Source organism: Lentibacillus sp. JNUCC-1 (assembly GCF_009741735.1).
Taxonomy (GTDB): Bacteria; Bacillota; Bacilli; order Bacillales; family Amphibacillaceae; genus Lentibacillus_B.
This window is the reverse complement of record NZ_WHOH01000003.1, coordinates 1,408,897-1,420,021: the sequence shown is the minus strand read 5'-3', so window position 1 is coordinate 1,420,021 and position 11,125 is coordinate 1,408,897. Positions and strand designations below refer to the sequence as shown.

17 protein-coding genes and 1 pseudogene are annotated in these 11,125 nt (G+C 40.7%); all 18 read left to right on the top strand.

From position 1 onward, the window contains the following. The first annotated feature begins 3 nt into the window (after positions 1-3). The 18 genes and pseudogenes from JNUCC1_RS19550 (at position 4) to flhB (ending at position 11,115) form a co-directional block, all read left to right on the top strand. The gene (locus tag JNUCC1_RS19550) at positions 4-255 is read left to right on the top strand and encodes a hypothetical protein (RefSeq protein WP_442915514.1); all 252 of its coding nucleotides are present in this window, start codon (positions 4-6) and stop codon (positions 253-255) included. Next, positions 255-695 (top strand): flagellar export protein FliJ, encoded by a 441-nt coding sequence (fliJ, locus tag JNUCC1_RS17780; RefSeq protein WP_156647022.1) that lies wholly within the window; start codon positions 255-257, stop codon positions 693-695. The genes JNUCC1_RS19550 and fliJ overlap by 1 nt, the downstream gene beginning before the upstream one ends. 4 nt (positions 696-699) lie before the next feature. Then, positions 700-1,305: a MotE family protein gene (locus JNUCC1_RS17775; RefSeq protein WP_156647020.1), complete on the top strand. Its 606-nt coding sequence runs from the start codon at positions 700-702 to the stop codon at positions 1,303-1,305. Positions 1,306-1,325: 20 nt separating this feature from the next. After that, complete coding sequence (locus JNUCC1_RS17770) at positions 1,326-2,621, top strand: flagellar hook-length control protein FliK (protein ID WP_156647018.1); 1,296 nt, start codon at positions 1,326-1,328, stop codon at positions 2,619-2,621. A gap of 9 nt (positions 2,622-2,630) precedes the next feature. Further along, complete coding sequence (gene flgD, locus JNUCC1_RS17765; RefSeq protein WP_156647193.1) at positions 2,631-3,077, top strand: flagellar hook assembly protein FlgD; 447 nt, start codon at positions 2,631-2,633, stop codon at positions 3,075-3,077. Between the two features lie 18 nt (positions 3,078-3,095). Next, complete coding sequence (locus JNUCC1_RS17760; RefSeq protein WP_331713864.1) at positions 3,096-3,473, top strand: TIGR02530 family flagellar biosynthesis protein; 378 nt, start codon at positions 3,096-3,098, stop codon at positions 3,471-3,473. Between the two features lie 84 nt (positions 3,474-3,557). Beyond that, complete coding sequence (flgG, locus tag JNUCC1_RS17755) at positions 3,558-4,358, top strand: flagellar basal body rod protein FlgG (RefSeq protein ID WP_156647016.1); 801 nt, start codon at positions 3,558-3,560, stop codon at positions 4,356-4,358. 50 nt (positions 4,359-4,408) lie between these two features. After that, positions 4,409-4,627, top strand: a complete 219-nt coding sequence (locus JNUCC1_RS17750) for a flagellar FlbD family protein (protein ID WP_156647191.1) — start codon at positions 4,409-4,411, stop codon at positions 4,625-4,627. Continuing rightward, positions 4,620-5,039 (top strand): flagellar basal body-associated FliL family protein, encoded by a 420-nt coding sequence (locus JNUCC1_RS17745; protein WP_156647014.1) that lies wholly within the window; start codon positions 4,620-4,622, stop codon positions 5,037-5,039. The genes JNUCC1_RS17750 and JNUCC1_RS17745 overlap by 8 nt, the downstream gene beginning before the upstream one ends. A gap of 42 nt (positions 5,040-5,081) precedes the next feature. Then, on the top strand, positions 5,082-6,077 hold the full coding sequence (gene fliM / locus JNUCC1_RS17740; protein WP_156647012.1) for a flagellar motor switch protein FliM: 996 nt from the start codon (positions 5,082-5,084) through the stop codon (positions 6,075-6,077). Beyond that, positions 6,070-7,244: pseudogene (gene fliY / locus JNUCC1_RS17735) on the top strand (flagellar motor switch phosphatase FliY). The gene fliM and the pseudogene fliY overlap by 8 nt, the downstream one beginning before the upstream one ends. 24 nt (positions 7,245-7,268) lie before the next feature. Continuing rightward, positions 7,269-7,631 (top strand): response regulator, encoded by a 363-nt coding sequence (locus tag JNUCC1_RS17730; RefSeq protein WP_331713863.1) that lies wholly within the window; start codon positions 7,269-7,271, stop codon positions 7,629-7,631. Between the two features lie 17 nt (positions 7,632-7,648). Then, positions 7,649-7,987 carry a hypothetical protein gene (locus tag JNUCC1_RS18875; protein WP_231784298.1) on the top strand — a complete coding sequence of 113 codons (339 nt, stop codon included), beginning with the start codon at positions 7,649-7,651 and terminating at the stop codon, positions 7,985-7,987. Further along, positions 7,897-8,283 carry a flagellar biosynthetic protein FliO gene (locus tag JNUCC1_RS17725; protein WP_331713900.1) on the top strand — a complete coding sequence of 129 codons (387 nt, stop codon included), beginning with the start codon at positions 7,897-7,899 and terminating at the stop codon, positions 8,281-8,283. Before JNUCC1_RS18875 ends, JNUCC1_RS17725 begins: the two co-directional genes overlap by 91 nt. Continuing rightward, entirely contained in the window at positions 8,276-8,941 is a 666-nt protein-coding gene (gene fliP / locus JNUCC1_RS17720) for a flagellar type III secretion system pore protein FliP (protein WP_156647008.1), read from the top strand. Before JNUCC1_RS17725 ends, fliP begins: the two co-directional genes overlap by 8 nt. Positions 8,942-8,973: 32 nt before the next feature. After that, on the top strand, positions 8,974-9,243 hold the full coding sequence (gene fliQ, locus JNUCC1_RS17715; RefSeq protein ID WP_156647006.1) for a flagellar biosynthesis protein FliQ: 270 nt from the start codon (positions 8,974-8,976) through the stop codon (positions 9,241-9,243). A gap of 7 nt (positions 9,244-9,250) precedes the next feature. Then, entirely contained in the window at positions 9,251-10,030 is a 780-nt protein-coding gene (gene fliR / locus JNUCC1_RS17710; protein ID WP_156647004.1) for a flagellar biosynthetic protein FliR, read from the top strand. 2 nt (positions 10,031-10,032) lie between these two features. Further along, on the top strand, positions 10,033-11,115 hold the full coding sequence (gene flhB, locus JNUCC1_RS17705) for a flagellar biosynthesis protein FlhB (protein ID WP_156647002.1): 1,083 nt from the start codon (positions 10,033-10,035) through the stop codon (positions 11,113-11,115). Positions 11,116-11,125: the final 10 nt, after the last annotated feature.

Here is an 11,125-nt window from a genome sequence, read left to right as displayed (position 1 = left end):
ACCATGAACCGTATCGTATCATCTGAACATCAGGAAACAAGTCAGCAAATGCGGTCGCTGTTGGCCACCTATGAAAACAATGCTGAACTCATTCAAATTGGTGCTTACAAGAGAGGATCAGATCGTTCAATTGATCAGGCTATCCAATTTCACCCTAAAATACAAGCATTTTTAAAACAAGGCGTTTATGAGTATCATACACTCCAGGAATCGATTGAAAAGATGCACTTGCTGCTTCAAGGAGGACATAATTAATGGCTGATACACTTGCCTTAACCAAAATTCTACGGCTTAGAAAAAACGAAAAACAAACAGCTCAAAAAGCATATGATCAATCAACACTCTCATTTGAAGATATAGCAACACAGCTATACCAACTGCTGCGAAAAAAAGAGCAGGCTGAGGATTCATATGAACAGTATTTACATAAACCGGTTCAATTAGAAACCATTAAAGAGCAGCTGGCATACATAGAAAGATTGAGCGAACATATTCACAGTCTGCAGCAGGAAGTTCAACAGGCACGTGAAGATATGGAAGCAAAGCAAGATCAACTGTTAAACGCTCACATTGAGGTAAAAAAATATGAGACCATTATCGATCGGCGACACACTGCCACTCGGCAGCAGTTAGAGAAAAGAGAACATAAAACAATGGATGAGACATCTGTACAACAGTATTTAAAGAACAGGTGATGGTATGGCAAAAAACTTAAACCTAAACGGTAAAGAAAAGCAATCTTCTCCACTTATTTGGATAGTGTTTACGATCATCATTCCTTTTATGGCCGCTTGCGTGTTAGCTGTCATTGTTCTTGGTTACGCAGGTGTTAATGTAACAGGCTGGGCGAAGGAAAAAGCTGAGTATATCCCTGGCATTTCCGCCTTTTTAGCAGCTGAAGAAGAGCAGGCTGAAAAAGAAGCGACGCAAAATGCCGATGAAATCTGGCAGAAAAAGTTGGCTAACAAAAATGAAGATATTAAGGAATTAAACCAAACCATACAACAACTGCAAACTTCCAACAGAGAACTGGAACAGGAAATAGTCAAATTGGAAAGAGCCCAAGAGACCCAGCCCGAGGCTGTACAAACTGGACAAAACAAAGAAGTGTTTGCATCAATTGCTCAATCGTTCAACAAAATGGACGCCGCCCAGGCTGCTTTAATCATTGACCAAATGGACAACACACTCGCAGTTGAACTTCTGGAGCAGGTATCAACAGATGTAAGAGGCCAAATTCTCGAGTCTATGAAACCGGAACAGGCAGCACAACTAACCAAGGCTTTTGTTGAACACAAACCATAACTTTGAAAGGAGGTGAAACAATGAATGCGATGCAAATGTTAAAACAACAAGATGTAATTCATGGTCGATCATCGTTGGGACAATCTTTAAACAATGATAAAGCCGACAGTTCAACTGTAGCAGACGGTTTTCAATTGATGCTGCAACACGTACGTCATAACTCAGATAGTCAGCCAAATGCCTACTCACAGGACATCTCTGATCAGGATTTGGCCCTTAACAACGTTGAAGAACGTTCATTGCTCAGTTTTTTACAACAATTGCAGGCAAATCAAACAATCATTAAAAACGATGAAACCCAAGAAACACCCGATTTAAAGCACGACTTAGTGAGAAGGATTTTTTCAGGTGGAGGTCCGGAACCACTTCAAGGATCTGATATCAGCAAGGACTCAGCTATCCTCCTAAATAAAGAGGCCCTTAAGATTATCGAGAAATTGTTAGGCAGAATTAAGCAGGAAGAAAACCTATTTTCAGCATCTGAGTTCACTCATGACATTAAAGAAGCTGCTGTTCAGCTGCTCGAGATTCTCAAAGCTATTGAACAAACCGGAAGTCGGGCTTCTCAAAGTATGACTGTAAAGGAGAATTTAGTCTCACTACAGAACGAAAGCGGTCATATGAAAGCAGAAACGATTTGGCAAAAACTAATCAATACTTTCAACAAACGGGCAGATTTGGCTGTCAAACAACAATATAACACCGAAGCGAGGATCACAAGTCAGGATGTTGGAAAATGGTTGCGAAACGCCTTAAAGGAAACGAAAACGCCTGTTAATAACGATGCAATAATAACCAAAATGACTTCACAGACGATGCCCATAGCGCGGGTAGAACAATTTGTCATTCATACAGCACCACATCAGCCGGACGCGTTGGAGCCGGATAAACAACTCATGGAGCAGTTTCAAAAGGCCATTCAGTCCAGTCGATTTCTCATGCAGAAAGAAGGCGGCTTGCGTCTCAATTTTGCCTTACGACCAGAAAATCTGGGGGAAATGACGGTTCGACTAGCACAAATTAATGGCCAAATGACCGTGAAAATCCTTGTCAGTACCCACGCAGCTAAAGAAATGATGGAGAAAAACATCCATCAACTAAAGCATATGTTTTCCCCGCATCAGGTTGTTATTGAACGTCAGGAAGTACAGGTGAACCAAAACCAGGGCTTCTATTCCGACCAGAAAGACCAGGGGGAAGAAGATACATCTGGCAGACATCACCCTGATCAATCAGAAGAACACGATCATCATCACGAAGAAGATAGAGATACATTTCAAGACCAACTTAGTGACATATTGGATGAGAAAGCTTAGGTGATTACATTGAACAAAATTGACCCTTCACTTTATTTGCACCAACAATCCAAACCAAGAACGCCTAGTCCTGATCTTGGCAAGGATGAATTTATGAAGATTTTAATGGCTCAGCTGCAGAATCAGGATCCACTTAATCCGATGGAAGATAAGGAATTTATATCCCAAATGGCTTCATTTTCATCTCTTGAACAAATGATGAATATGTCCGCTTCTATAGACAATCTAGTCCAAAATCAATTGGTATCTCCTGTGATTCAATACAGCCATGTGATTGGCAAAGAGGTTACCTACCAGCCTGAAGACGACGAAACAGGACAAAAGCTTGACCCCGTAACGAGTCAAGTCATTGCCGTCAGCCAGAAAGAGGGCTGGGCGATCTTTGAACTTGCAAACGGTGAAAAAGTCTATGCAGATGCAGTGACCAAAATAGAAGAACCTCAAGCAAACACATAAAAGGAGTGATTGTACAAGGTGGTCAATTACATTCATACACATCGAACGCACCAAACAATGCCACTACCGAACACTGGAAAACAAGTTGTGCATAACCCAAAAACGACTCAATTTAAGGATGTTCTATCAGACCAACTTGATTTAAAAATTTCTAAGCATGCTGAAGAACGCATGAAAGAACGCCAGATTAACCTGAGTGACCATGAATGGCAGCTCATGACTGATAAAATGAAAGAAGCGAAACAAAAAGGTGTAACTGATTCACTTGTTTTAACCAAAGATGCCGCTTTAATTGTCAGCAACAAAAATAACACAGTGGTCACGGTAATGAATAAAGAAGAGGCGTCTAGCAAATTAATTACCAATATCAATGGTGCGATCTTATTGAATCATTAAATGGCTGGCCCCGTATGGGAAGCCAAACAGGCTGCTGACCGATTGAAGCAGCTATAAATCTAAAAATTAAAGGGGCGAATACACATGCTCAGATCCATGTATTCAGGAATATCAGGTATGAAAGGTTTTCAAACAAAACTCGACGTGATTGGCAATAACATAGCCAACGTTAACACTGTCGGCTTTAAAAAAGGCCGTGTGACATTTCAGGATTTGCTAAGTCAAACCACTTCAGGTGCTTCAGGTCCTGCTGATGGCGGAACCAGAGGCGGAATTAATCCAAAACAGGTTGGCCTAGGATCCAAGCTTGGTTCTATAGACAATCTGCATACTCAAGGATTTAGTCAGACTACGAATAATCCGCTTGACCTCCAGCTGGAAGGTGACGGTATGTTTGTACTGGATACAGGAAATGGAACGGCCTATACGCGTGCAGGTAACTTTTATCTGGACGAAGGTGGCAAACTTGTTAATGCGGATGGTTTTTATGTGCTTGATGTTAATAATGGTCAGATTACAATTCCCAACGATGCGAAAAGCATCAGTATCGAAAAAGATGGTACAGTAACGATCGTTGATGCCACCAACCAACCCCAGTCTTTGGGTCAGATAGGCCTTGCTATGTTTTCAAATCCATCCGGACTCGAAAAAGCTGGCAGCAACTTGTACTTTAATTCAGAGAATGCTGGTCTGGCAGACGGTCTTATTGCTCCAGAGTCTAACGGAGCTGCCAGTATTGTCAGCGGTGCACTGGAAATGTCGAACGTTGACCTTGCTGAAGAGTTCACAGAAATGATCACTGCGCAACGCGGTTTTCAGGCAAACACAAGAATTATTACAACATCTGATGAAATATTGCAGGAGCTTGTTAATCTAAAACGTTAATAGGGGGATAGGGCATGTGATGAGCGATCTTGTCGCATGCCCGCCAGGTTATGATCGAATTAACTAGGCTGACAGGAGAGACGTTTAAACTGAATGTGCTGATGATCGAACAAATCCAATCTCATCCTGATACTACAATTACACTTGTGAATGGAAAAAAACTTGTTGTTGCGGATACAGAAGATGAAGTATCCGAACGCATTTTGGCGGTTTATCGATCCGCCGGGTTTTCGGCAGTACACATAGAAACAGGTGATAAAGATGAGTAATTTAAAAAAAGCCATGCTTGTATCACTCACTATTATAGTTGTTATGGCTGGAGTAGCCGTTTTTCTGATAATGAACTTAACTGAAGAAAAGCATGCAGATGGAAAACAATCCATAGATGATATGGTTGCCTATTCACACCAGACTCCTGAGATCACAACAGACCTTGATGATGGTTCCTTTGTTAAAATCCAGTTTCAAATTGTGACAGACAGTAAGGACGCCACTAAAGAAGTTGGCAAAAGAGAATTTCAGTTTAAAAACATCCTTATAAAAGAACTAGCAGTTATGAATGAAACTGATTTCAAGGAAGATTTGGCACAACTTGAGGTAGCAGTTAAAGACAAATTGAATGAAAAGATGACTGAAGGCAAAATTACCGAGGTCTATACCATCAGTAAAATATTGCAATAACCCTTCACACGTTCAAACACCCTAAATGGGAGGTGAGGCCCTTTGGTAGAAGATATACTGTCACAAAATGAAATTGACGCATTGCTTTCGGCAATCACATCAGGCGAAATGGATGCAGATGAACTCAAAAAAGAAGATCGAGAACCGAAAGTCCGTCTGTATGATTTCAAACGAGCTCTTCGTTTTTCAAAGGATCAAATTCGCAGCATATCAAGAGTTCACGAAAATTATGCCAGACTTTTGACAACGTTCTTTTCAGGTCATTTGCGTACATATGTGGACATTTCAGTTGCATCAGTAGACCAGATCCCCTATGAAGAATTTATTCGTTCCATTCCGGAAATGACTGTTTTGAATGTATACAGTCTTGCGCCTCTGGAAGGTCGCATCCTTATGGAAATTAACCCCAATATCGCCTTTAGCATGCTAGACAGGATTCTTGGCGGCACGGGTGCCAGCATTAATAAAATAGATAACTTAACCGATCTTGAAACACGATTAATGACTCAGCTTTTTGAAAAAGCAATGTTCAATTTGGAAAATGCCTGGCAAACAATGGTAGATATTGAGCCGGAACTGGAAGAATTTGAAGTGAATCCACAGTTTTTACAACTTGTTTCCCCTAATGAAACAGTCGTAGTGGTTTCACTTAATACAGAAATCGGTGAAACAAGCGGTATGATTAATATTTGCATCCCGCATATTGTATTGGAACCGATTATACCTAAACTATCTGTTCATTATTGGATGCAGGATAATAAGAAAGAGAGAGACCCTGAATCCTATAATAAACTGACAAAAAGCTTACAAAAAGCAGAAATACAGGCTGTGGCAAATCTGGGGGAAACGAATATTACGATTCAGGAATTTCTTAACCTGGGTCTTAATGATGTTATAACTTTGAATCAAGGGATTGATGAACCATTGAAACTGAGTGTAAATGGAAAACCAAAGTTTCTCGTCCAACCGGGACTTTATAAACAAAAGAAATCTGTTCAGGTGCTTGAGGAAATCGAGGAGGTGACTGAAGATGAATGATGGGATGCTTTCACAGGAAGAAATAGATGCCCTATTAAACATAGGGAAAGATGAAGACGATACGACACCTGACGAGCCAGTTGTGAGCGAGTCGCAAGCAGAGCATTATTTAACAAGTATTGAAGAAGACACGCTTGGAGAAATCGGCAATATATCCTTTGGGAGCTCCGCCACAACACTGTCGACTTTGTTAAACCAAAAAGTTGAAATCACGACTCCGAGCGTCACCACGATCAAACGTGGTGATATCGATGAGGCGTTTAACTTTGACCACGTCACAATTCAGGTGAAATATGTTGAAGGTTTTACCGGCAAAAATGTCTTCGTCATGAAAAAAGATGATGCGGCGGTTATTTCGGATATCATGCTGGGCGGAGACGGCACAGCTCCAGATCACAACCTAAATGACATTCACATGAGTGCAGTACAGGAAGCGATGAACCAGATGATGGGGCAGCCGCAACGAGCATGTCCACTGTATTTGATAAACGGATTGATATTTCTCCACCGACGATACATATGTCAGAACCACCGAATGAAATAGATGTGGAATCACTCCCGGAGGATGATCTGTTTGTTAAAGTATCTTTCCAGTTAAGAGTAGGCAGTTTAATAGATTCGAATATTATGCAGCTTGTTCCGGTTAAGTTTGCGAAAAGCCTGACAGACGTCTTGCTAAACGGCACAGAATCTGAACAAACGGCATTTGAAGAAGCCGCGCCTGCAGTCGAAGTAAGTCACGAAGCAGAGGCAAAGCCTGAATTAAATAGCCAAAACACACAGGCACGACAAGCGGCAGTGAATCATCAGCAAGCCAGTCAGCATATAGGGGAGCCTGTTAATAATTCAAAAGTGGAGCATGCAGCTTTTACGGAATTTGAGCCTGTGTCACTTCCGGAAAATGAACAGCGTAATCTTGATATGCTTCTGGATATACCGCTATCGGTATCAGTTGAGCTGGGCAGAACGAAGCGTTCAATCAAAGATATACTGGACTTTTCAGCGGGTTCGATTATTGAACTGGATAAGCTGGCCGGCGAGCCGGTTGATGTTCTCATTAATCATAAACTGATTGCCCGCGGAGAAGTTGTGGTAATTGACGAAAACTTTGGTGTGCGTATTACAGATATTATCAGTCAATCAGATCGATTACAAAAATTGAAGTAGCTATATACTCAGGAGGTATGACACGTGTCAAATAATATTCTAATTGTAGACGATGCAGCATTTATGCGAATGATGATCAAAGACATTCTTGTAAAAAACGGATTTAATGTAGTTGGTGAAGCCCAAGATGGTGTTACAGCCGTTGAAAAATATAAAGAACTGAACCCTGATTTGGTTACGATGGACATCACCATGCCTGAAAAAGACGGAATTGAAGCATTGAAAGAAATAAGAGCGATTCATTCAGAAGCAAAAGTCATTATGTGCTCAGCTATGGGACAGCAGGCAATGGTTATAGATGCTATTCAATCAGGAGCTAAAGATTTCATCGTCAAGCCATTCCAGGCAGATCGAGTGATCGAGGCTATCCAAAAAGCACTGGGTTAAGGAAATGAGTGAGACAATTGGGGCGGAAATTATTAATCGTTTTAATCACCGGCTTGGTCATGTTCCTGATAACTGAGCAGATTCCGGCAGCAGCAGAAAATATAAAAGATTGTGTCGAAGAAGGCGCAGACTGCCCTAAATTAAATGGTGATACAGGCTCACCTGAAGATCAAGAAGGTCCCGAGGCGGCAAATAAAACAGAATCGCCGGGATCCATGGTATGGAAACTTGTTCAAATGGGTTTTGCTCTTATACTCATACTCGGATTAATTTATGGATTATTGTATTTACTGAGCAAGCGGGGCAAGATGTTTTCAGGCGTGCAAACCATGGAAAGTATGGGGGCCTTTCTGTAGGTCAAAATAAATCACTGCAAATTGTCCGGATCGGAAAACAGTTTTATGTGGTTGGTGTCGGTGATAATGTTGAAATCTTGCATGAGATCACTGACGAAAATGTAACAACAGAGTTGATGCAGGGCAAAGAAACGACACCTGTCAACCAGATGACACAAATCTTTTCACGTTTTAAAAAGCAGCCTGATGATCAACAATCTGAAACTTTCAAGTCACATTATGCGAGAGAGCTTGAACAAATGAAGCAAAACAGACAAAAGCTTGTCGACACATATAAGGAAGATCGCCATGAATGAAGTTATAGACATGTTTTCTGGAACAGATCCTGAATCTGTTTCCACTTCAGTCAGATTGCTGCTTTTACTAACAGTACTGTCGCTTGCACCAAGTATTTTAATACTTATGACAAGCTTTACACGTATTGTCATTGTTCTATCGTTTGTCAGAACATCTCTTGCCACACAGCAGATGCCACCCAATCAAGTGCTGATCGGGCTTGCTTTATTCTTAACATTCTTCATTATGGCACCGACCTTCAGTGACGTTTATAACGATGCTTTAGAACCATTGTTTAATGAGGAAATTACACTTGAAGAAGCCTACGATAAAGCCAGCAGTCCGGTTAAAGATTTCATGGCCGGACATACACGGGAAAAGGACTTGGCGTTATTTATGAATTATGCTGAGATGGAGAGGCCTGAGACCATACAAGATATACCGTTGACAACACTTGTTCCAGCATTTGCAATCAGCGAATTAAAAACTGCTTTTCAAATGGGATTCATGATTTTTGTTCCATTTCTGATCATTGACATGGCTGTTGCCAGTGTCCTGATGTCCATGGGGATGATGATGTTGCCGCCTGTGATGATCTCTCTGCCGTTTAAAATTTTGCTTTTTGTTCTGGTAGACGGCTGGTATCTTATTACATGGTCGTTGCTTGACGGGTTTTAACCATTTCCACAAGAAAAAGAAGGTGCGTCTGTTTGACTAACGAATTTGTTCTATCATTAGCTGAAAGAGGTATTTATACGATCTTGCTCGTTGTCGGGCCATTGTTAATTCTAGCACTTGCAATCGGACTATTGGTCAGTATTTTCCAGGCTACAACCCAAATCCAGGAGCAGACACTGGCCTTTATTCCAAAAATCGTCGCTGTGCTTGTCGGACTCGTGTTTTTCGGACCATGGATGCTTTCCCACATAGTGGAATTCACCACAGACCTTTATTTAAACATGAACCGTTATATAGGGTAAAGCCATTATGTTAGAATTTATTAATTTATCAGCTGTACCAACGTTTTTACTTGTTTTTGCCCGTGTCGCAGCTTTCTTTGTTACGATGCCTTTGTTTTCATATCGAACCATACCCGCACCATTCAAAGTTGGTTTGAGTTTTTTTCTTGCACTGACGATGTTTTATACAGTTTCTCCCCTGCCTGAAGAGATGTTAAACGTTTATCCTGTTCTATTGATCAAGGAAATTTTGATTGGCTTACTCATCGGACTGTTGGCTTATATTATTTTATCAGCTGTTCAGATAGCCGGTGGTTTTATAGACTTTCAAATGGGGTTTGCCATAGCGAATGTTGTTGATCCGCAGACTGGCGCACAGAGTCCTTTGATCGGTCAATATTTTTATATTTTTGCGCTTTTATTTTTATTGGCCGTTGATGGGCATCACATGATTATTGATGGAATTCACAACAGTTATACACTCATACCGATTGACCAGTGGATAGCATTTGATAATGAAAACATCTTACTATTTATCATTAAAACATTTAACCAGATGTTTATTGTAGCGTTCCAAATTGCTATTCCGATTGTCGGTTGTTTGTTCCTTGTGGATGTCGCACTCGGCATGATTGCCCGATCTGTTCCGCAACTAAATGTTTTTGTTGTTGGTCTCCCGCTGAAAATTCTTGTCAGTTTCATTGTGCTGTTATTTTTCATCAGTCTTTATATGATCCTTGCAAAGAATTTATTTCATTTATTATTTAATGCTATGAGCACATTGATGCAGCTTTTCGGAGGGCGTTAGCGATGCAGCAACTCAAATTGGATTTACAATATTTTGCAGGCGAAAAAACTGAGAAAGCAACTCCGAAGAAAAGGGAAGATGAACGAAAGAAAGGTAAAGTGGCCAAAAGTCAGGATATCAATACCGCCGTGTTATTGCTATTTTGTTTTATTATTTTAATTGCGTTTGGCGGGTTCATGAAAAACGGCATGCTGGCTCTTTATCATCAAGCTTTCACAGAATACATCAATTGGAATGTAACCACTGAAACGGTTATGCAAGTGTTTGTTGAATCTGTCATTCAAATGGCTAAAATCTTGGCCCCAGTCATGATTGTTGCCATTATCGCGGGCGTTGCAGCAAACTTGGCTCAATTCGGATTCATGTTTACAGGCGAGCCTTTAAAGCCAGATCTGAAAAAAATCGACCCCATCCAAGGGGCTAAACGCATATTTTCTGTTCGAGCGCTTGTGGAACTTTTAAAATCATTGTTCAAAATCGTGTTTATTGGTGGCATTACATTTTTTGTAATATGGCTTTACAAAGATGACATGATGATGCTGGCATTTAAGAGCGTTGACGATGCGCTGGCTTTCTTTGGACGATCGACGATGATTATGGGAATCTCGGCAACTCTTGCACTATTATTTTTGTCCGTATTTGACTATGCATACCAGCGTTATGACTTTGAAAAAAACATGAAAATGTCAAAACAAGATGTAAAAGATGAGCATAAGAACATTGAAGGAGATCCTTTAATTAAATCAAGAATTAAAGAAAAGCAAAGAGAGATGGCAACCAGACGAATGATGAGTGAAGTTCCAAAAGCCGATGTCGTCATTACAAACCCAACCCACTACGCGCTTGCAATTAAGTATGATGAAACAGAGGCTAGTGCACCTTACATTCTTGCTAAGGGAACGGATCATCTGGCTTTAAAAATCAGAGAAGTTGCCAAAGCTCATGATGTAATTACAGTCGAAAACAAGCCTCTGGCACGCTCGCTTTATCAAGCAGCAGACATAGGAGAAATCATACCTGAAGCATTTTACAAAGCGGTAGCTGAAGTACTTGCCTATGTTTATAATCTGGAGAAAAAATTATAAAAGAAAGGAG